A 21,478-nucleotide genomic window follows, 5' to 3' on the forward strand; every position below is an offset into this window, starting at 1 on the left:
AGACTTGTTTCATATTGTATGGAAGGGAGTGGTGATTGAGAGTGAAGAAAATCGTAAGTGTACTAATGGCTATCATTTTGTTAATGAGTATAGCCGGGTGCTCATCACCAAAAAAAGAAACAGCAAAGCAGGTAAAGAGTGAGAGTAAGGAGCGCGTTGTTGCAACAACAGTGGCTGTTACTGAAATTATGGATGCGTTAGAAGTAGATTTAGTCGGCGTTCCAACAAGTTCTAAAACTTTACCGAAGCGATATAAAGGTTTACCTGAAGTTGGGAATCCAATGAGTCCAGATATGGAAAAGGTAAAGTCATTAAAGCCTTCAGAAGTGTTATCTGTGACAACACTTGAATATGAATTAAAGCCAGTTATTGATGGTGTGGGTATGAAAGCAAACTTTTTAGATTTAACGAGTTTAAAAAATATGCAAAGTTCTATTAGCGATTTAGGTAAGAAATATGGACGTGAAAAGCAGGCTGAAGCAGTAGTAACTAAGTTAGATAAAAAGGTTGCTAGCATTCAAAAGGAAGTAAAAGGAAAGAAAGAACCGACAGTGCTTATATTATTAGGTGTGCCGGGCAGTTATTTAGTAGCAACAGAGCATTCTTATATTGGAGATTTAGTGAAACAACTAGGTGGTAAAAATATTGTGCAAGGTGAACAAGTAGAATATTTAGCTTCTAATACAGAGTATTTAAGGAAAGCTGATCCAGATATTATTTTACGAGCAGCTCATGGTATGCCTGATGAAGTTGTAAAAATGTTTGATAAAGAATTTAAAACAAATGACATTTGGAAACACTTTGCTGCGGTTAAAAATAACCGTGTATACGATTTAGAAGAGCGTTTATTTGGAACGACAGGCAATTTAGCAGCAATTGAAGCGTTAGATGAATTGAAAAAAATGATGTATCCGTGATGCATTTTAATATAAAGGAAGAGCAGAATGAATAAAAAAACTTGGAGTTTCCTCATTGTTACTGCATTGCTCATTGTTATGACATCATTGTCAGCGATGAAAGGGAGTTTAGAAGTAGGTATTGTTGAACTTGTGCAAGGGATATTTACAGGTGGGAATGAAGATGTTGAAGTCATTAAAGATTTACGTTTCCCGCGTATTATTATTGCGCTGTTCACTGGAGCGGCTCTTGCTGTTTCAGGGGTGCTTTTTCAAGCTGTTATGAAGAATCCACTCGCTGATGCTGGGGTAATCGGTATATCTTCAGGAGCTAGTTTTATGACACTCGTTATTATTACGTTGTTCCCGCAATTCTTTTTCTGGACACCCGTATTCGCCTTTTTAGGTGGTGCGTTTGCGTGTTATCTCGTTTATTCGTTTTCATGGAAGTCAGGGTTAAGCCCGCTTCGCATTATTTTAATTGGTATTGCCATTAATGCGATGTTTACTGGATTAAATGAATCATTCGTTACGATTTGTGGGTATTTTATTAAGAGTATTAAGCAAACGACGACTTCTAACATAACAATGAAGACGTGGGGCGATGTAGAAATAATGGTGACTTATGGAACGATTGGTCTTATTCTTGCTCTGTTCGTAGGAGCTTGGTGTAACTTATTATCGCTACAAGATAAGACTGCGAAAAACTTAGGCTTGCACGTGACGAGAGTTCGTCTTATTATTTCTGCCATTGCAGTACTCTTAGCGGCAGTATCAACAGCGATTGCAGGTGTTATTGCTTTTGTAGGATTACTAGTTCCGCATATTTCAAGACAATTAGTCGGTTCAGACCATAAAGTATTAATTCCATTTTCTGCTCTTGCAGGCGCGTTATTAATTTTGACGGCGGATACGATTGGAAGGTTAATTGTGCCACCTAACGAAATTCCAGCAGCAACAATTATGGCGGTTATTGGTGGTCCATTCTTAATATTCTTGCTTAGAAAGAGTGATAAAGTTCATGGAAATTAAAAATGTAACCTTTTCATACGATAACGCAACAAATCGTTTAAAGTCTGTTAGTAGTGAAATAGAAATTGGGAAAATTACAACAATCATTGGCCCGAATGGATGCGGGAAATCAACATTACTTAGTGTCATGTCTAGAAATCACGTTCCTAGCAGTGGAGAAGTAATACTTGATGGGAAAGCGATTAGTGAATATAAACCGAAAGAGTTTGCTAGAAAGCTAGCAGTTGTCCATCAACAAAATGAGGCTCCAGCAGATATTACAGTGGAAAAGCTAATAAGCTTTGGGCGTATGCCATATAAAAATATTTTCTCTCCGCAAACAGATGAAGATAGAGAAGCGATAGAGCGCGCACTAGTATGTACGAATTTACAAAGTAAGCGTGATAAGCCAATCTATGCTTTATCTGGTGGAGAGAGGCAGCGAGTTTGGATTGCAATGACATTAGCTCAAAATACACCAATGCTTTTCTTAGATGAACCGACAACATATTTAGATATTTACTATCAGCTAGAAATATTAGAGTTAGTGAAAGAGTTAAATGAAGTGTATGGGCTAACGATTGTAATGGTATTACATGATATTAATCAAGCCATTCGTTATAGCGACCATATTATCGTTATGAAAGATGGAAAGATCATTACGAAAGGTAATCCTAATGATGTAATAACAGAAGAAATGGTTAAAGCAATATATGGTGTAGATGTCATTGTAAAGCAGGATGAAGATACCGGATTGTACATGGTACCTATGGGAATCTAAAGGCTGAGCATAATCCGTTTTGAGGTGATAATTTGAATAGTAAGAAAGGACGGAAAAAGAATTCTTTTTTTCAACGTATACTTACAATTGTGTTTTTAGGAATCTTTTTCTATTCAATGTATGAGTTGGGCGGGATTTTCATGGATTATTATGAAAATCGTAAAGTAATGGCTGAGGCACAACATATTTATAAAAGAAGTCCAATGGAAGAAAAATCAGAAGATGGAGAGGTACGTAAACAGTTTCAGGATCTCCAGAAAATTAATCCAGAGATAGTCGGATGGATTACGATGGATGATACACAAATTAATTATCCAATCGTTCAAGCAAAAGATAATGATTACTATTTATTTCGTAATTATAAAGGTGAAGATATGAGAGCGGGCAGCATTTTTATGGACCATCGTAATGATGTGAAATCTCAAAATCGAAATACGATTTTATATGGCCATCGTATGAAAGACGGTTCTATGTTTGGTAGTTTAAAAAAGATGTTGGACGAAGACTTTTTCATGTCCCATCGTAAATTATATTACGATACATTATTTGAAGGATACGACGTTGAAGTTTTTTCAGTATACACGACAACAACGGACTTTTATTACATTGAAACGGATTTTGAAAATGATGTAGCATATACATCGTTCTTAAAGGAAATTCAAGAAAAATCACTGTACAAAACGGATACGGAATTGACGGCTAATGATGAAATTGTAACACTTTCTACTTGTGACTATGCGCTTGATCCAGAGGCTGGAAGGCTAGTTGTACACGCAAAATTAGTAAAAAGAAATTAAAGAAAAAAGTATAGAATATGAGAAGTGATAGATAACGCTTCTCATATTCTATACTTAAAAAAAGAACTGTTTTTACTGTGCTGCAGCCATTGGCATACGTACAACTTCAACATTGTAGTAAGCGATTTTATTATCAAGAATATATTCTGGCATCCCACCTTGATGTGAGTGAGCATCTTTAAATGCTGAGCTCTTCGTCCAACCTTGGAAATCTTCTTTTGCATTCCAGCGTGTGCTAATTGTTACTTCATCATAATCAACTGTATTTTGCGTTAAAAGAACTTCTAATCCTAAAAAGCCTGGCATTGTTTCGACTTGACCTACTTTATTAAAACGCTCAATTAATTTATGTCCATTTCCCTTTGTAATTTTAGCTGTATTTGTAACAATAATCATGTTTTATTCCTCCTATAAATGTAGCCTTTATTTTCGAGAACTCATACACATTAAATGATAATGAAAATCATTATCATTGTCAATGGTAAATGTAAAATAAATAAGTTTTTTATTGTTTTGGACAGTAAGATTTCCCTTTCAAAATGTAGTAAATATATGGTGGTTAAGCGAGAGAATGAGCGAGTTGTACTAGCAAAGCAATAATATGGTATAGTGAAACGAGGCTGTTTTTCAGTCTCGTTTTTGAAATGCTTCCTATAGAGAAAGCATGCAAATGGAAAGGAAGTTATTATATGCGATCAGAAGTAACTGTAAAAATAAAACTGAAATTTATAAAAGAAATTAAAAGTGGATATCCGCTTATTTTAAAAGATGCAATTCAAAATTTAAATGATGTTCAGGAAGAAGGAACAATCATTAAAGTGGTAGATGAGAAGAGTCAATTTGTTGGAAAAGGTTATTATGGAAAACAAAATAAAGGATACGGCTGGATTTTAACGAGAAAAGAGAGTGAACAAATTAATCAATCTTTCTTTGAAAGTAAAATAAAATCTGCCTTACATAAACGAAAGCAATTTTACAAATCAAGTGATACGACAGCATTCCGTGTTGTGAACGGTGAAGGTGATGGTCTTGGAGGCTTAATCATCGATTATTATGATGGCTATTACGTAGTAAGTTGGTATAGTGAAGGGATTTATACTTTCAGAGATGAGATTATAGCAGCTCTTCAAAAAGTAGCAAACTTTAAAGGTATTTATGAGAAAAAGCGTTTTGATACGAAAGGGAAATACATTGAAGGTGATGATTTCGTAGCAGGAGAGCGCGGTGAGTTCCCACTTATCGTAAAAGAGAATGGTGTGAACTTCGCTGTTTATTTAAATGACGGAGCGATGGTTGGTGTGTTTTTAGATCAGCGTAGCGTTCGAAAACAAATTCGTGATAAATATGCGAAGGGAAGAACAGTGTTAAATATGTTCTCTTATACAGGTGCTTTCTCTGTATTTGCAGCGCTTGGCGGAGCGAGTAAAACAACGAGTGTGGACTTGGCAAATCGTAGTTTAAGTAAAACGATTGAGCAGTTTAGTGTAAATGAAATAGATTATGAAGCACAAGACATTATTGTAGAAGATGTATTCCTTTACTTTAAATATGCAGCGAAGAAAAATATGAAATTTGATATGGTCGTACTTGACCCTCCAAGCTTTGCGCGCTCAAAAAAATATACGTTTAGTGCAGCAAAAGATTATAAAAATTTATTAAAAGAAACAATTGCTATTACAGAAAATAACGGGATTATTGTTGCTTCTACAAATTGTAGCGCATTCGATATGAAAAAGTTTAAAGGCTTTATCGATACAGCATTTAAAGAAATGAATGGCAAATATAAAATATTAGAAGAACATTCTTTACCAGAAGATTTCCGTACCATTGATCAATTTAAAGAAGGAGACTATTTAAAAGTAGTTTTCATCGAGAAAATTAAAGGTTAATAAAGAAAAAGGAGCTCGAGTTTACTTGAGCTCCTTTTTCTTATTGGACGATATTTTGCACTCTACCGACTTGCCCGTCCTGCAATCGTACTTTAATACCATGCGGATGGGAAGGGGAGTTTGTTAAAATATCTTTTACAATTCCACGTGTTAATTTGCCGGTGCGTTGATCTTGTTTTAATACAATATCAACTTCAAGACCGGGTGCGATATTAGAACGTTTTTGTCCGTTCATTTATACACCTGTACGTCTACGTTGGTTGTTTGTTTTTTTAGTTTGTTGGTTTTGTAATTTTTTCGTTTCTTGGCTTTGATTTGTATTATTTGACCCATTTCCATTTCCTTGCTTTTTCTTTGCAAGTTGTTCGCGCATTAAATCAGCTAAGCTTACTTTTTTGTTTTCTGACATGATAAGTCTCCTTTATATAAAGTTAATTATGAACTATCGTAGTAAATTTCATCATATCATTGTTATGGAAGGAAGGGAAGTTGGTTTGAAAATTCATATTATTCTTCACAGTGTTCATTCGTTACGATACAATTAGCATGTTAATGTTTGTAAAAAGGGGATAGACATATGTCACATCATATTTTATTAGTGGAAGATGATATTTCAATTCAAGAGATGGTGGAAAAGTATTTAATAAAAGAGGGCTTTCAAGTTACAATCGCGTCTGATGGAGAGGAAGGCGTGAACACATATTTAAAAGGTTCATTTGATTTGATTATCCTTGACATTATGATGCCAAAGCTAGATGGCTTAGAGGTTGTACGAATCATTCGTGAAAAAAGTGCAGTTCCGATTTTAATGATGTCGGCAAAAGATACAGATGTTGATAAAGCTGTTGGATTAGGACTTGGAGCAGATGATTACATTTGTAAGCCGTTTTCTATGATTGAATTGGCTGCACGTGTAAAAGCAGGTATTCGGAGGTCTACGAAATACTCGGCTACAGAAACAATAGAAAAAATGATTCAAATTGGTGATTTAACAATTGATCCAATTAATTTTACAGTTGAAAAAAACGGGAAGCCTCTCAAACTTACTTTAAAAGAATTTGAGATTTTAAAGCTATTCGTAAAGAACCAAAATCGTGTATTTACAAAAGCGCAAATATATACGTTAGTTTGGAATGAAGAGTATTACGGTGACGATAACGTTATTAATGTTCATATGAGAAGATTGCGTGAGAAAATCGAAAGTGATCCATCTAATCCAGAATATATTAAAACGTTATGGGGCATCGGCTATAAGTTGGAAGTGATGTAATATGGTCAATTTGTTAATAGGTATTATTTTTATATTGTTATGTGTTATTTATATGCAATATAGAATGAGAAAAAATAGTAGTAAAAATTTACGATACACATATGAAAAGTTAGAAAGTATTGTAAATGATAAAACAGGCGAGACGTTACTCGTTATGACAGATGATCTAGAATTGCAAAAATTATTAGTGGCAATTAATCAATTATTAGATGCAAAACAGAAAACGAATGCAGATCATGCAAAAGTAGAAATTTCGATGAGAAAAATGCTTTCAAATATTTCGCATGACTTGAAAACACCACTAACAGTTATTCTTGGATATACAGAAATGTTAAATAAGGATAAAACGATAAATAAAGAAGAACAGCAAATATTACTTGAAAAAGTGCATACGAAAACACTAGAAGTGATGGAGTTAATTCATAAGTTTTTTGACTTGGCAAAATTAGAATCTGGTGACAAAGCAATTGAAATGACAAAAGTAAATATGAATGAAGTTTGCCGCGAGAAGATTTTATCTTTTTATGATTTAGTGACGACGAAAGGTTTTCAGGTTCATATTGATATACCAGAAAGAAATATATACGCACTTGGAAATGTAGAAGTATTAGGTAGGGTATTAAATAATTTAATATCAAATGCGATTACATATGGAGACGATGGAAAGGCACTTGGTATGACGTTAAGAGATGATGAAACGAGTGTGTATATAGACGTATGGGATAAAGGAAAAGGGATTGATGAATCTCATATTGATAAAGTATTTGAGCGTATGTACACACTTGAAGATTCAAGAAATAGATTGTACCAAGGAAGCGGTTTAGGGTTAACGATTACGAAAAGACTGGTGGAAGCGATGGATGGAAAAATTCATCTTTCTAGTAAGCCGTATGAAAAAACAATTTTTACAGTTGCATTAAAAAAGATGCAGTTTTAGCTTGTAGAGCAGTAGATTCTACAAGCTTTTTTTCAGCGTAAGGAATTTGTAAGAAACGGGTAAGAAAAAAGAGATTTCCGTTGTCTATTATAGAAATATAGAGTATTGCGAAAGGGGAAAGTAACATGACATATATATTAAAAACAAACCAGTTAACGAAAGTGTTTAAAGGGAAAGAAGTTATTTCCGGTGTTAACATGCATGTGAAAAAAGGAGAAATTTACGGTTTTTTAGGACCAAACGGTGCTGGTAAAACAACGATTATGAAAATGATTACAAATTTAATAAAACCGACGAGTGGTGATATTGAAATCTTCGGTGAGAAATTAACAGATACATCTTATGAAGTATTAAAAAGAATGGGGACAATTATTGAATACCCAATCTTTTATGATAAATTAACGGCGAAAGAAAACTTAGACCTGCATTGTGAATATATGGGCTACTACGATAAAAATGCAATTGACCATGCTTTACATTTAGTGAAACTACAAGGGATAGATAATAAAAAAGTAAAAGATTTTTCATTAGGAATGAAACAACGACTTGGTATTGCAAGGGCAATCGTGACAAAGCCAGAATTACTCATTTTAGATGAACCAATTAACGGTTTAGATCCAATTGGTATTAAAGAGTTACGAGACTTATTTAAAATGCTCTGCAAAGAATACGGTATTACATTATTAGTTTCTAGTCATATTTTAGGTGAGATGGAACTAATGGCGGATACAATTGGTGTGATTCAAAATGGAAAACTAATAAAAGAAGTTTCAATGAAGAGTATTAACGGAAAACAAACAGAGTACATTGAAATCACTGTTCCTGATGTGAAACGTGTAGCTTATATTTTAGAAGATAAACTTGGTATAAAAAACTACAAAATAATGAGTGGAACCATGATTCGTGTGTATGATACGTCAGCGTCTCAGCAGGCCATTTCAAAAGCACTTATTATGAACGATGTGGAAATTGAAAGTATTAATAAAAAACATAGTTCCTTAGAAGAATATTTCTTAAATGTAATGGATGGAGAAGGGATTCATGCTTAATGGACTGTGGCTGAATCTGGTAAGTGGATTTATCGTAATGCTAATAAGTGGAATTTTATATTATAGAAAACCAGAGCGGAAATGGTTGTTGATTCTACTAGTGATAGGAATGTTAAGCTTCGTTACTGCTGGAGTTAGAATGTTAGCAGCGTAGAGACAGGTATATAAAGAATGGAGGCGTAATTTATATGTTTAAATTAATGAAGCTCGAATGGAAGAAACATAAATTATCTAGTTACTTTAAAGGGGTAGCAATTTGTATTATAGCAATTTTTGCGGCGGTAAGTCTTATGGCATGGGGATCTAAGGTAGAGGATGATTTGATGTTCTCTAGCTATATGGAATACATGTCTTTAGCAAATATTCTTATTAGAATTACATTTATTATTTTTGCATCGGTTATTTTATCACGTTTAGTGATTGATGAATACAAGAACAAAACAATACAGCTACTATTTATGTATCCACTGCAAAGGAAAATGCTAATGAGTGCGAAATTAACAATTGTTTTTTGTTTTTGTTTTGTGAGCACGATTATCGCTACTTTCATTATTAGTTTGCTCATATTCTGTATGAATCCAATAATGGGACTACTTGAAACGCCTGTTACGATGGGGGAAATAATAGCTATCGTTCCAGCTACTATTATAAGTGCATTTATGATATCTGGTATTAGTTTAATTCCTTTATTTTTTGGAATGAGAAAGAAATCAACACCGACAACGATTACTTCTGCAGTAATAATTGGGATGATGATGAACAGTAACGTTGGTCCTGGAAATGGTCAAGTAAGTATGTTTGATTTTATAGCTATCCCAATAGTGCTCTGTTTATTAGGAATTTTCATTAGCTATCTATCGTTTCGTAAAATTGACAAGATAGATGTGGCGTGAAGTAAGCCTAAAACAACAACGAACTGGGGTATAAATGGTGAAAAAAATAATAGTAATTGCAATATTATTCATTACAATTGCTAGTGCGGTTTTTGGTTTCAAGGTATTTCAGGGGAAAGATTTTAAGAAAGAAAAGTCTTTTGATATAAATAATATAAAAGCAATAGAAGTAGACAATGAAAATTGGAATCTTGAGTTTAAAAGTACAGACGCTAATAAAATAGTAATTTCTGCTCAAGGTGAACAAGCAGATAAAGAGATAGATCCTGTCAAAATAGAAAATGACGAAAATAAAATTGTGATTAAGCAAAAACAAAAGGTGAACAGATTTTTTTATGGTTTTACGTTTAGAAAGAAAAATAGTATATGTATAGCTATTCCGAAGAAAGAGATAGATAAAATTGTATTAAATAATAAATCGGGTGATGTGAAAATAAACGATATAGTAGTAAAAAGCATCGTGACAAAAGGCAAATCTGGAGATGGAATGATTACAGGACTATCGGCAGAGAAGGGTGAATTTACATCCGAAAGCGGAGATTTAATGTTAAAAGATAGTTCATTACAAGAAGTAAATATAACTTCCACTACTGGTGATAATTACGTGAAAAATGTAAAAAACGAAAATATGAACATCACTTCAACATCTGGGGAAGTATTACTGAAAGATATGACAGAAGGAAAATCATTATTTGTAGAAACAAAATCAGGGGATATTGGCGTACGGTATAAAGGTGTCCCGGCATCATTGAAGCTTATGGCTAAAAGTAATTTGACTGACGTAATAGTGGATTTAAAAGGACTTAAGAAAGATAAAAATACAGAAAAGATAAAAGAAGGAACTATTGGTGATGCAAAAAACGAAGTGAAGATTTTAAGTAAAACAGGGGTAATTTATATTGATTAAAGTTTAAATGAAAGGAGGACTATCATGCTACGTCTTATGAATCTAGAATTGAAGAAGTTTAAGTTTGGATGGTATGTGAGGGGAGCAGTTATTGCAAATATCATTATACTGGCATTATTAATCTTTGTTAGTTTCATTGCACAAATAGAAGGAGATCCAGAAATAAGAGATCCGCAGATGATTTTGCTAATGGCTAGCACAATAGTAAGAGCAACATTTATTATTTTTGGTAGTGTATTAATAGCAAGGTTAATAATTGGCGAATATAAAAATAAAACAATACTACTCATGTTTTCTTATCCCATTAACCGAAAGAAAATGATGGCTAGTAAGTTGGCTATTACAGCGATAGTAACATTTATAACAGTTATTGTATCTAACATTTTAGTAGTAGGAATTTTCTTTGGGATAGATAGTTATTTTTCAATTCTTCCTAATTCATTCACAGTAGATCAATTGGTGCAAGAAGGAATAAAACTAGTTCCTTTAGCCATTGCAACTGCGGGGATGAGTTTAATCCCATTATATTTCGGAATGCGTAAACGTTCAGTGCCAACTACAATTGTTTCATCTCTTATCGTTGTCTCAATTGCAATGAATACCAACCCAGAGTTTCCTACAGCAACTTTACTTCCCCTTCAACTAGCACTCGCAGCAATTGGAGTTGTGATTGCATATTACGGTATTAAAAATATAGAGAAGGAAGATATAACTGTATGATAAGAATATGTGCAAAAGAGTTGGCGTTACACCAACTCTTTTTTGTATATGTACGCTTCGTTACTACTCTGTAAATTTAGAGTGTGTACTTAAATACTTTTGCACTTCTGGAGAAATGTTAAAGTTATTAGGACTTTTATATTCGATAGTAAACTCGCCGTCGGTACTTGTTTCAAAGGAGATTGCATAGCTATTCATTTTAGCATCGTAAGAAGTATTTTTGACTTCTGCATCTAGATTAAAATATTTTGTAATATACTCTTTTGAGTCCGTAATTGCTACTTGTTTTCCCCAAGGGGTACCATAATAGGTGAAATAAAGAGATACACTAATAACTCCAATAATAGAAGTTAGTAAAAGAGTTCCCATAGTTATTTTTTTGTTTTTTTTATTCAATTTGGTTGCCCCTCTTCGTAATATGTATTCATTTTAACCTATCTTTTCCATAAAACAACCATTAAGAAAAAATAGTTTCACATGAAACAAGTTACAGAAAAAGACAAGATATGTAAACATCTTGTCTTTTTTGTCGTTACATTTTAGGAGCTTCCATTCCAGCCGCAGCCCATTCTTCTTTTGCGGGGCCATATACGCCAGGAACTGTTAAGCCAGCTTGTCGCATTAAAACCGTCATTTGTCCGCGGTGGTGATTTTGATGATTAATGAGTGTCATTAAAAATATAGAATTCGGCATAGGGCGACCAAAGAAGTCATTAATAGTAGCTAAGTCTTTATCAGTCCATTTACTTTGAAGTGTTTCAACAAAAGCCGCGTTTACTTTACGGTATTCATCTGCAATTGTTTTTGCAGAAGTTGGAACAGGATAATCTTTCGATTCTCCTTCAAACTTTAGCCCTGTGCCAGATAGTATAACAGGAATTGCCGTCACGATATGCCAAGCAACTTTTCCTAAAGTCCAATGTTCAGGTGCAATCTCTTGTGATAAAGATGCATCGGTTAATGAATCAAGCATTTTCTGAGTAGACTCTGCTTCGTATGTCCATGATTGCAAGAAGCCGTCAATAGTTTGGTACATAGTTATCCCTCCTATTTTTGTTCATAGATTAAATTCGTGAGAGATAATATAATCCCTGTTCCACAAGAAATAATTAATTAAGCATTGCTACAATATGAAAACAATTAGAAAATATTTGTAAAAGTGTCAGGAAACGAATGTGCTCATTCGTATATATAATGAATAAAGAATAGGATAAAGAGTGGTGATAAGGGTGAAGGATATAGAAATAGTAGAAGGTCTTCGGAAACAAGATATGTTAGCATTACATACAGCAATTGATCGATATGGAGATTTAATTTATAAGGTAGTTCATAGTATTTTAGATACTGCACAGAGTAAGGTGTTAGTGGATGAATGTGTTGATGATATTTTATTAATCGTTTGGTACAACATTAGTAGTTATGATGAAAATCGTGGGAAGTTTAGAAACTGGCTTATATCTGTCGCTAGGTTTAAGGCCATTGATTATAAACGAAAAAGTAATAAGTCTTATCAATTACAAGAGTTTCAGCAAGAAATATATGAAGATAGAAAAAATGTCAATTTAACAAAAGAAGAGCGAGATTATAATTTTTACGTTTTAATTAAAGAATTGAATGAAGAAGATAAGAAAATTTTTATAAAAAGGTATTTAGATGAATATAGCGTACAAGAAATAGCGCTTGAATTCGGTATGACACGAGATACGGTATATAGTAGGCTTTCAAGAGGGAGAAAGAAATTGAAGAAGCTGCTGGGGGGGGAAAGGAATGAATAAAGAAAAGTTACTTCAGGAATTAAATAACTTACAGTATAGCGATAATTTTGTAGATGATTATAGAAATGATGAGAAAATAGATAAAAAGAAAATAGATCGTACAAAAGAAGTTGTAACAAAAACAATTTTAATGAAACGTTGTTATGAGGTTGTACAAGAAGAGTTACAGGGAAGCGAAGAGATTTTATATAGTATGCTTGCCGAAAATCATCGTGTGAAAAATTGGCAGACAGGCACAGCCATGACATTAGGGATAGGCGTTCTTGCAATGAACTTTGGTATTAATAATGTGTTAATCGTTACAAATAAACGATTGTATGTGTTTTTTATGGATCGTTATTATAATGAAGTTGATTTAAAAGTATGTGTATTGAATGAAGTAGCTTATATGAAAACAATATTAGACCGTAAAGGTGGAAGTGAGTTTCTGCATATAAAGTATAAAAATGATAACGAATACGTATTATTGGGAAATGCTGATGATTACAGAGAGTTATTTCAAATAGTAGGTAGGTTGAAAATAGCGAATGGAATAGAATTGAGATTACAAGATAAGAAATTAAAGAGAAAGTTAACTTTAAAACGAAGTGTGTTCAATATAATCATGTATTCACTTGTTATATATATTATGTACAAAGCCTATGCTAATTTTATGCCATAATAGGAAAAGACGGCTTCACATATATGAAGCCGTCTTTTAATTAACCTTCTTCCCACTCTTCCTCATCAACCATAAGAAATAAGGTGCTCCAAGTACAGCAACGACAAGGCCAGAAGGAATTTCTTTCGGATATGCGATTGTACGTCCAAGTAAGTCAGCAACAGAAAGAAGGATTGCTCCAAATAGTGCTGAACAAACGAATAGTCTTTGATGGTTCATACCAACAACAATTCTTGCTAAGTGAGGTGCGACAAGGCCTAAAAAGGCAATTGTACCGACAGCAGCGATATTTACTGATGCAAGTAGTGTCGCTAGCACAATTAGAGCAAGACGTGTTTTATTTACTGGTTGCCCAAGTCCAGTTGCTAAATCGTCTCCCAGTACGAGAACGTCAAGTTGTTTTATTAAGAAAAAGATAATTAATACAAGAATTAGAGATGGATATAGAATGATATTTTCTAAGTGATTCCACCCTCTTGCATACGTACTGCCAGATAACCATGTTAAAGCAGCGGCAACATTCAAATTGGCTCTAACGATAAAGATTTGAATAATTGCTGAGCCAAGTGCAGAAATACCAATCCCTATTAAAGCAAGAGCTGTGGGGCTAAACCCTGATTTCCATGAGAAGAAGAGGACAATTCCTACTGCAAGTAGTCCACCAATAAATGCACCAATTGGTAGGAAGAAACCAGGAAGTGCAGGAAAGACATACATAACAGTTAAAGCACCGACACCAGCTCCCGATGAAATACCAATAATAGAAGGATCGGCAAGTGGGTTTCGTAATATACCTTGGAAAACAAGCCCACTTATTGCAAGGCATGCACCAGCAATAGCGGCAACGAGCATTCTTGGTAATCGAAGATTCATCATCATGTTTTTGTCAAATTGTGTTAATTGACCTGATATAACATTTGTAATGCTTTCGATATAAGCGTTACTACCGATTGTAACACCAAGAGCAATCGTCACAATACAAAGTGTGATAGATATAATGATTACCTTTTTATAAGAGTAATAGCGGGAACTAGCTCCAGCTGCATTCGCACCGTTATCATTCATATATTGTTTCGACTTCATCATTCGATAAACTAAGTAAATAAGCCAAGGAGATCCAATCATTGCTGTGACTGCCCCAACAGGAAGTTCTGCACCGGTTGGATCTATTAATCTACCGACAACATCTGCTCCAAGCAATAATACTGCCCCCCATAAGAAAGAAGAGAGAAGAAGCGTAAAGTGTTGACGGTATCCGATAAGGCGCATTAAATGAGGTGCAACTAAGCCGACAAATCCAATTGGTCCAACAACAGTAACAATTACTGCTGTTAAAAAGATTGCAGCAATGAAGGCGATAAGACGTGTTACTGCTGTTTTTTCACCAAGAGAAACAGCAACATCATCACCAAGTAAGAGAATGTTGAGTTTACGAGATATAAATAGTAAAACTAGGAAAGAAATAATGATAAATGGAAAAGCAAATTGAACGCCATCCCAGTTATTTTGAATAAGAGATCCAGCTCCCCATAAAAATAAACCAGCTGTTTCATTTTCATAGAAAAGCTGCATCGTTCCGGTAAAGGCAGAGAGCATTAATGTAACGACCATACCAGCTAATGCCATTCTGAGTGGGGTTCCCTTTTTTCCACCAGAAATACGGTATACAAATAAAGCAGTAATAGCACCGCCGATAAATGTGAACAGAAGAGAATTAATTTGTAAACCTTTCGGTAAGAAAATTGTAGCCGCTACTAGAAAGAAATATGCGCCAGAGTGAATACCCATTGTACTGGATTCAGCAAGTGGATTTTTCGTTAACGTTTGTAAAATAACCCCTGATGCAGCAAGAGCGCCTCCAGCTAAAATGGCAATTACGGCTCTAGGTAATCGAAGCATGATTAAAGTTTGATGTTCTAGCGATTGGTTCGGTGAGATAAGAGCATCAATAATCATACTATAGGAAATGTTTGCTTGACCTTGTCCGATATGAATAAAGAAAAGGAGGAGCAAGAGAGCTGCTCCTCCTCCGAATACAAGACTTGCTCGAAGTGTATGTTGTAAGCTATTCATTGTGTAATCACTTCTTCGCTGTCATTACATCTGCTACTTGTGTTGCTAAAGATGTTGCAGACTCAGGACCACCGAAAATCCAAGTGTCGCCTTTTAATTTATACATTTTGTTTTCTTTTTTGAACTTTAATTCTTCCCAAGCAGGGTTGCCTTTTAGTTGCGTGTCAAAAATGTTATCTTCATCCGCTACAATGTAAATGAAGTTTGAATCTTGTACACTTTGTAATGATTCTACAGTTGTTTGTTTAAAACCATCTGGCTCAGATTTTCCTGCTTCAAAAGTATTTGTTAAACCTAATTTTTTTGTAACTTGTAAAGCTAAAGAATTGTCAGTTAAGATACGGAATGTTGGTACGTTTTTAGCAGTAAATGCTTGTGCCATTGCGATGTTTTTATCTTTTAAGTCTGCTTTCTCAATTTTTGCTTTTGCATCAGCGAATGTTTTATCCATATCAGCTAATACTTTTTTACCTTCTTCTTCTTTTCCAACTGCTTTTGCAATTTGTTTAAATGTTTCTGTCATTTCAGCAAAGTGATCGTTATTGCTTGTTGATGGATCAAACATAACTGTTGGTGCAATTTGCTCTAATTCATTTTTAATTGCTTTACCACGGAATGAAGCTGTGATAATTAAGTCTGGTTTTAAACGGCTAATTTCTTCTAAGTTTGGTTGTTGACGTGTCCCTACATCTACAACATCTTTACTTGGTTTTGTTTTTGTATTTACCCATTTATTATAATTCTTAATGTCTGCCATCCCTACTGGCTGAACACCAAGTGCTAATAAGTCTTCTGAATATACCCACTCAAGTACAACTACTTTTTTCGCTGGTTTATCTAACTTCGTTTCCCCTTCAGCGTGTTTAATTGTTATAGCTTGATTTTTATTGTCCGCTTTTGTTTCTTTTTTCTCCTCTTTTTGCTGTCCGCATCCAACAGCGAATAGAAGAACTACTATGAAAATACTGAGAATTTTCTTCATCTTCTGCCCCCAAATTAAGTGTTTTTTGTAACTAGCACCATAAGTGAAAATGGTTATCAATTACAACACCCAAATCATACTATGAGGGTATTTTAAGTGTCAATATATTTTTAAAATTTTGACGAAAAATAACGAATTATGCGGATTTTTATATATTATAGTCGCTATTTATGAAGAATAAGCCTCTTTACTAAAAATATTGGCGAATGTGGAAAGTTTAAATGGGAAAGTGGCTGTGTACGATAGTGTAATGTGTATTGTTAATAGTCTGTGGAGATAAGGCGAAAGTACAAGCAAAAGGAGTGAGAATCGCATGTAATAATTACTAGAATGTATGGAATAAACCTGTGTTTATCCCGAATAGGTAAAGTATTTCTTTGTTATTTAGATAGATGTTTTCTAACTCGGTGATTGTACTTAAAAGATTGCATGTAAAGGAAGTGATCAACATGTCTTCATGGAGCAATAACGTAAATGGATATTGTGGGTGTAATAATCAAAATGGTGTACATGTTGATTCATGCTGTTTTAGTTGCGATGGGACAGTTCCTAAGGTTGGTCCAACCGGTCCGACGGGGGCAACAGGGGCAACAGGTGGCACAGGCCCAACGGGGGCGACAGGAGTAACAGGCGACACAGGTCCAACGGGAGCGACGGGAGTAACAGGCGATACAGGGGCAACGGGTCCAACAGGAGCGACAGGAATAACAGGAGCAACAGGCCCAACGGGAGCGACAGGAATAACAGGGGCAACGGGTCCAACAGGAGCGACAGGAATAACAGGAGCAACGGGTCCAACGGGGGCGACAGAGGTAACAGGCGACACAGGTCCAACAGGAGCAACAGGCCCAACAGGAGTAACGGGAGCAACGGGTCCAACGGGGGCGACAGGGGTAACAGGCGACACAGGTCCAACAGGAGCAACAGGCCCAACAGGAGCAACAGGTCCAACGGGGGCGACAGGAGTAACGGGAGCATGGTCCAACGGGGGCGACAGGAGTAACGGGAGCAACGGGTCCAACGGGAGCGACAGGCGATACAGGTCCAACAGGAGCAACAGGCACAAGTATAACGGCAACATACGCATTTGCAAATAATACGTCGGGTACAGCAATATCGGTACTACTAGGTGGAACAAATGTCCCGCTTCCAAACAATCAGAATATTGGTCCAGGTATTACAGTGTCTGGGGGGAACACAGTATTTACGGCTGCAAATGCAGGGAATTATTATATTTCATATTCAATTAATATAACGGCTGCATTATTAGTTAGTTCACGAATTACAATTAATGGGGCACCGCTTGCTGGGACTATTAATTCTCCTGCATTAGCAACGACATCATTTAGTGCGACAATTATTACGACTCTTGCGGCGGGGAGTGCAATTAGTTTGCAATTATTTGGTTTGTTAGCTGTTGCGACATTATCAACAACTACCCCAGGAGCGGTATTAACAATTATAAGATTAAGTTAATGACAAACTCTCTTACTCTTTTAAGATTAAGAGAGTTTCTACATATAATAAGAAGTTAATGAAGTAAAGCATAGTTATACAAAAGTCAGAATATTATGATTGTAACGCTATGGTGACTATAATATAATGAAAATAACCATCATGAATGAACATTCATTTATTTTTTATGTATTTGAAGGGGGAATGAAGGTGGAAAAATCATGGTTGAAAAGTTATCCAGAGGAAATTCCGAGTACGATTTCTTATGATATTCAGCCGCTTCATAGATATGTAGAACAGATGGCTTCTCGCTACCCAGAAAAGAAAGCGCTTCACTTTTTAGGGAAGGATATTACGTTTTCGGACTTCCATGATAAGGTGAAGCGGTTTGCAAATTATCTTCAAAAACTCGGTGTGGAAAAGGGTGATCGAGTTGCTATTATGTTGCCGAATTGTCCGCAAGCTGTAATTGGTTATTACGGTACATTACTTGCGGGAGGTATCGTAGTACAAACCAATCCACTGTATACAGAAAGGGAATTAGAATATCAGCTTCATGACTCGGGAGCAAAAGTAATTCTTTGTCTCGATTTAGTGTTTCCAAGAGTAACGAATGTTCAATCTGCTACAAAAATTGAGCATATTATCGTAACTCGTATTGCAGACTTTTTACCATTCCCTAAAAATCTATTGTATCCATTTGTGCAGAAAAAACAGTCGAATTTAGTTGTGAAAGTATCAGAGAGTGAAACGATTCATCTTTGGAATTCAGTAGAAAAAGAAGTGAATACGAATGTTGAGGTGCCTTGTGATCCTGAAAATGATCTAGCTCTTTTACAGTACACAGGAGGAACAACCGGATTTCCGAAAGGAGTTATGTTAACGCATAAAAACCTCGTCTCTAACACGTTAATGGGAGTTCAATGGTTATATAATTGCAAAGAAGGAGAAGAAGTCGTTCTTGGGGTTCTTCCATTTTTCCATGTTTATGGTATGACAGCTGTTATGAATTTAAGTATTATGCAAGGATACAAAATGGTCCTTATTCCAAAGTTTGATATGAAAATGGTTTTTGAAGCGATTAAGAAGCATAAAGTGACATTGTTTCCAGGGGCACCAACTATTTATATCGCTCTTTTAAATAGTCCGCTTTTAAAAGAATACGATATTTCTTCTATTCGTGCTTGTATTAGTGGATCAGCACCACTGCCAGTAGAAGTACAGGAAAAGTTCGAAAAAGTTACAGGTGGTAAACTAGTAGAGGGATATGGTTTAACAGAATCCTCTCCGGTTACACATAGTAATTTTTTATGGGAAAAGCGAGTGCCAGGTAGCATCGGAGTTCCGTGGCCAGATACAGAAGCAATCATTATGTCGCTTGAAACTGGTGAGGCATTACCGCCAGGAGAAATAGGTGAAATTGTAGTGAAAGGCCCTCAAATTATGAAAGGATATTGGAATAAGCCAGAGGAAACAGCGGCTGTATTGCAAGATGGCTGGCTCCATACAGGTGATGTTGGCTACATGGATGAAGATGGATTCTTCTATGTAAAAGATCGCAAGAAAGATATGATTGTCGCGAGTGGATTTAATGTGTATCCTCGTGAAGTTGAAGAAGTATTATATGAGCATGAAAAAGTGCAAGAAGTAGTGACAATTGGAGTTCCAGATCCGTACCGAGGAGAGACAGTTAAAGCATTTGTTGTGTTAAAAGAAGGTACGGAATGCTCTGAGGAAGAATTAAATCAGTTTGCACGTAAATATTTAGCGGCTTATAAAGTGCCGAAAGTATATGAGTTTAGAGATGAATTGCCGAAAACGACAGTAGGGAAAATTTTGCGCCGTGTTCTAATAGATGAAGAGAAGAGAAAGAATGAGGATGAGCAAACGGGCTAAGGCCCTTTCTTTTTGAAAAAATAGGATTGACACTTTTCTAAATAGTCAGTATTATAAGAATATGAATGACTATTCATTCAGTCATCTTCTTGAAGGGGACAGTAAAGTGAAGAAAAATAGACCGAAATACAATCAAATTATTGATGCAGCAGTCATTGTGATTGCGGAGAATGGGTACCACCAAGCGCAAGTTTCTAAAATCGCAAAGCAAGCTGGGGTAGCTGATGGCACGATTTATTTATATTTTAAAAATAAAGAAGATATATTAATATCCTTATTCCAAGAGAAGATGGGAGAATTTGTCGAAACAATTCGTCAAAAAACAGCAGGAATTGAAAGCGCTGTATCGAAGTTATTCATGTTGGTAGAAACGCACTTCTTGCTGTTGTCGCAAAATGATCCGCTTGCTATCGTTACGCAATTAGAGCTAAGGCAGTCCAATCAAGACTTGCGCCTTAAAATAAATGAAGTATTAAAAGGCTACTTACAAGTTATGGATGAGATTTTAGAGACTGGTATAAAACAAGGTGAATTTCAAGCAGATTTAAATGTTCGCGTGGCAAGACAAATGATCTTTGGAACAGTAGATGAAGTTGTGACCAATTGGGTAATGAGCGATCATAAGTATGATCTGGTCGCACTTTCAAAAACGGTACACGGGCTACTTATTGCAGCTTGTGGTTATCGTCAATAATGGGAGGGATCATGTTGAAATTCCTATCTGTAAGAGTTGAAGATCATATCGCGGTGGCGACGTTAAATCACGCACCAGCGAATGCGATGTCTTCACAAGTTATGCATGACGTTACTGAATTAATTGATCAAGTGGAAAAGGATGATAACATTCGTGTTGTTGTTATTCACGGTGAAGGACGTTTCTTCTCAGCAGGAGCAGATATTAAAGAATTTACATCTGTTACTGAAGCGAAGCAAGCAACAGAATTAGCACAGCTTGGACAAGTTACGTTTGAGCGTGTTGAAAAATGTTCAAAACCAGTTATTGCGGCAATTCATGGAGCGGCACTGGGCGGCGGCCTTGAGTTTGCTATGTCTTGCCACATGCGCTTTGCAACTGAAAGTGCAAAACTTGGTTTACCTGAATTAACACTTGGATTAATTCCTGGCTTTGCAGGTACACAGCGCTTACCACGTTATGTTGGGAAAGCGAAAGCTTGTGAAATGATGTTAACAAGTACACCAATTACTGGTGCAGAAGCATTAAAGTGGGGACTTGTTAACGGATTGTTCTCTGAAGAATCATTTTTAGATGATACGCTTAAAGTTGCAAAACAAATTGCTGGAAAAAGTCCAGCAACAACTCGTGCTGTACTAGAGTTATTGCAAACGACAAAATCGTCTCATTACTATGAAGGTGTACAACGTGAATCACAAATTTTTGGTGAAGTATTTACGAGTGAAGATGGAAGAGAAGGTGTAGCCGCATTTTTAGAAAAGCGTAAACCTTCATTTAGTGGCAGGTAGTTAA

24 protein-coding genes and 1 pseudogene are annotated in these 21,478 nt (G+C 35.5%); 18 read left to right on the top strand and 7 right to left on the bottom strand.

The features are described from left to right. The first annotated feature begins 35 nt into the window (after window positions 1-35). Genes isdE through srtB form a run of 4 tightly spaced genes read left to right on the top strand, consistent with a single transcriptional unit; the run spans window position 36 to window position 3,485 of the window. Window positions 36-917: a heme ABC transporter substrate-binding protein IsdE gene (isdE, locus tag H6481_RS13065; RefSeq protein ID WP_182811976.1), complete on the top strand. Its 882-nt coding sequence runs from the start codon at window positions 36-38 to the stop codon at window positions 915-917. 27 nt (window positions 918-944) lie between these two features. Continuing rightward, window positions 945-1,928: an iron ABC transporter permease gene (locus H6481_RS13070; RefSeq protein ID WP_001036841.1), complete on the top strand. Its 984-nt coding sequence runs from the start codon at window positions 945-947 to the stop codon at window positions 1,926-1,928. Next, window positions 1,918-2,688, top strand: coding sequence for an ABC transporter ATP-binding protein (locus tag H6481_RS13075; RefSeq protein ID WP_182811979.1), 771 nt, complete (start codon window positions 1,918-1,920; stop codon window positions 2,686-2,688). Before H6481_RS13070 ends, H6481_RS13075 begins: the two co-directional genes overlap by 11 nt. Window positions 2,689-2,720: 32 nt before the next feature. Further along, the gene (gene srtB / locus H6481_RS13080; protein ID WP_182811983.1) at window positions 2,721-3,485 is read left to right on the top strand and encodes a class B sortase; all 765 of its coding nucleotides are present in this window, start codon (window positions 2,721-2,723) and stop codon (window positions 3,483-3,485) included. Between the two features lie 72 nt (window positions 3,486-3,557). Here srtB and isdG read toward each other — a convergent pair whose 3' ends face one another. After that, window positions 3,558-3,881: a heme oxygenase gene (isdG, locus tag H6481_RS13085; protein ID WP_000587824.1), complete on the bottom strand. Its 324-nt coding sequence runs from the start codon at window positions 3,879-3,881 to the stop codon at window positions 3,558-3,560. Between the two features lie 293 nt (window positions 3,882-4,174). On the opposite strand from isdG, the gene H6481_RS13090 reads away from it, so the two are divergent. After that, the gene (locus tag H6481_RS13090) at window positions 4,175-5,374 is read left to right on the top strand and encodes a class I SAM-dependent rRNA methyltransferase (RefSeq protein WP_182811986.1); all 1,200 of its coding nucleotides are present in this window, start codon (window positions 4,175-4,177) and stop codon (window positions 5,372-5,374) included. 40 nt (window positions 5,375-5,414) lie between these two features. On the opposite strand, the gene H6481_RS13095 is transcribed toward H6481_RS13090, so the two are convergent. Both H6481_RS13095 and H6481_RS13100 read right to left on the bottom strand, forming a co-directional pair. Continuing rightward, entirely contained in the window at window positions 5,415-5,609 is a 195-nt protein-coding gene (locus tag H6481_RS13095; RefSeq protein ID WP_001014310.1) for a YwbE family protein, read from the bottom strand. Further along, on the bottom strand, window positions 5,610-5,783 hold the full coding sequence (locus H6481_RS13100; protein WP_001293585.1) for a hypothetical protein: 174 nt from the start codon (window positions 5,781-5,783) through the stop codon (window positions 5,610-5,612). 168 nt (window positions 5,784-5,951) lie between these two features. Between H6481_RS13100 and H6481_RS13105 the strand changes: the two genes are divergently transcribed. From H6481_RS13105 to H6481_RS13135, 7 genes are all read left to right on the top strand, one after another. Continuing rightward, window positions 5,952-6,644: a response regulator transcription factor gene (locus H6481_RS13105; RefSeq protein ID WP_000018029.1), complete on the top strand. Its 693-nt coding sequence runs from the start codon at window positions 5,952-5,954 to the stop codon at window positions 6,642-6,644. A 1-nt stretch (window position 6,645) separates the two neighbouring features. Next, window positions 6,646-7,581 carry a HAMP domain-containing histidine kinase gene (locus tag H6481_RS13110; RefSeq protein WP_182811989.1) on the top strand — a complete coding sequence of 312 codons (936 nt, stop codon included), beginning with the start codon at window positions 6,646-6,648 and terminating at the stop codon, window positions 7,579-7,581. Window positions 7,582-7,706: 125 nt separating this feature from the next. After that, complete coding sequence (locus tag H6481_RS13115; protein ID WP_182811992.1) at window positions 7,707-8,630, top strand: ABC transporter ATP-binding protein; 924 nt, start codon at window positions 7,707-7,709, stop codon at window positions 8,628-8,630. Beyond that, window positions 8,623-8,784: a hypothetical protein gene (locus tag H6481_RS13120; protein WP_182811994.1), complete on the top strand. Its 162-nt coding sequence runs from the start codon at window positions 8,623-8,625 to the stop codon at window positions 8,782-8,784. Before H6481_RS13115 ends, H6481_RS13120 begins: the two co-directional genes overlap by 8 nt. A gap of 34 nt (window positions 8,785-8,818) precedes the next feature. Beyond that, a complete protein-coding gene (locus tag H6481_RS13125; protein WP_000475536.1) occupies window positions 8,819-9,523 on the top strand; it encodes an ABC transporter permease in 705 nt (234 codons plus the stop codon). A 34-nt stretch (window positions 9,524-9,557) separates the two neighbouring features. Then, a complete protein-coding gene (locus tag H6481_RS13130) occupies window positions 9,558-10,430 on the top strand; it encodes a DUF4097 family beta strand repeat-containing protein (RefSeq protein WP_069356271.1) in 873 nt (290 codons plus the stop codon). A gap of 24 nt (window positions 10,431-10,454) precedes the next feature. Then, a complete protein-coding gene (locus H6481_RS13135) occupies window positions 10,455-11,150 on the top strand; it encodes an ABC transporter permease (protein WP_053563587.1) in 696 nt (231 codons plus the stop codon). Window positions 11,151-11,213: 63 nt separating this feature from the next. On the opposite strand, the gene H6481_RS13140 is transcribed toward H6481_RS13135, so the two are convergent. Next, the gene (locus H6481_RS13140; RefSeq protein WP_182811997.1) at window positions 11,214-11,546 is read right to left on the bottom strand and encodes a spore coat protein C; all 333 of its coding nucleotides are present in this window, start codon (window positions 11,544-11,546) and stop codon (window positions 11,214-11,216) included. Window positions 11,547-11,682: 136 nt separating this feature from the next. Next, window positions 11,683-12,186, bottom strand: coding sequence for a DinB family protein (locus tag H6481_RS13145; RefSeq protein WP_182812000.1), 504 nt, complete (start codon window positions 12,184-12,186; stop codon window positions 11,683-11,685). Window positions 12,187-12,370: 184 nt separating this feature from the next. On the opposite strand from H6481_RS13145, the gene H6481_RS13150 reads away from it, so the two are divergent. Both H6481_RS13150 and H6481_RS13155 read left to right on the top strand, forming a co-directional pair. Next, window positions 12,371-12,925, top strand: coding sequence for a sigma-70 family RNA polymerase sigma factor (locus H6481_RS13150; protein ID WP_161114783.1), 555 nt, complete (start codon window positions 12,371-12,373; stop codon window positions 12,923-12,925). Next, window positions 12,918-13,586, top strand: coding sequence for a septation ring formation regulator EzrA (locus tag H6481_RS13155; RefSeq protein ID WP_090976972.1), 669 nt, complete (start codon window positions 12,918-12,920; stop codon window positions 13,584-13,586). The genes H6481_RS13150 and H6481_RS13155 overlap by 8 nt, the downstream gene beginning before the upstream one ends. 36 nt (window positions 13,587-13,622) lie before the next feature. Here H6481_RS13155 and fhuB read toward each other — a convergent pair whose 3' ends face one another. Both fhuB and H6481_RS13165 read right to left on the bottom strand, forming a co-directional pair. After that, window positions 13,623-15,659 carry a Fe(3+)-hydroxamate ABC transporter permease FhuB gene (gene fhuB / locus H6481_RS13160; protein ID WP_063548720.1) on the bottom strand — a complete coding sequence of 679 codons (2,037 nt, stop codon included), beginning with the start codon at window positions 15,657-15,659 and terminating at the stop codon, window positions 13,623-13,625. A 7-nt stretch (window positions 15,660-15,666) separates the two neighbouring features. Next, entirely contained in the window at window positions 15,667-16,641 is a 975-nt protein-coding gene (locus H6481_RS13165; protein WP_182812003.1) for an iron-siderophore ABC transporter substrate-binding protein, read from the bottom strand. Window positions 16,642-17,090: 449 nt separating this feature from the next. Here H6481_RS13165 and H6481_RS13170 point away from each other — a divergent pair. The 4 genes and pseudogenes from H6481_RS13170 (at window position 17,091) to H6481_RS13185 (ending at window position 21,474) form a co-directional block, all read left to right on the top strand. Then, window positions 17,091-18,117 (top strand): annotated as a pseudogene (locus H6481_RS13170) (collagen-like protein). Between the two features lie 189 nt (window positions 18,118-18,306). Further along, the gene (locus tag H6481_RS13175) at window positions 18,307-19,992 is read left to right on the top strand and encodes a long-chain-fatty-acid--CoA ligase (RefSeq protein WP_063548716.1); all 1,686 of its coding nucleotides are present in this window, start codon (window positions 18,307-18,309) and stop codon (window positions 19,990-19,992) included. A 61-nt stretch (window positions 19,993-20,053) separates the two neighbouring features. Further along, window positions 20,054-20,686 carry a TetR/AcrR family transcriptional regulator gene (locus H6481_RS13180; protein WP_002001012.1) on the top strand — a complete coding sequence of 211 codons (633 nt, stop codon included), beginning with the start codon at window positions 20,054-20,056 and terminating at the stop codon, window positions 20,684-20,686. 11 nt (window positions 20,687-20,697) lie between these two features. Next, window positions 20,698-21,474, top strand: coding sequence for an enoyl-CoA hydratase (locus H6481_RS13185; RefSeq protein ID WP_000911291.1), 777 nt, complete (start codon window positions 20,698-20,700; stop codon window positions 21,472-21,474). The last annotated feature ends 4 nt before the right edge of the window (window positions 21,475-21,478 follow it).

The organism is Bacillus sp. ME78 (assembly GCF_903970865.1).
In the GTDB taxonomy this organism is placed as follows: Bacteria; Bacillota; Bacilli; order Bacillales; family Bacillaceae_G; genus Bacillus_A; species Bacillus_A cereus.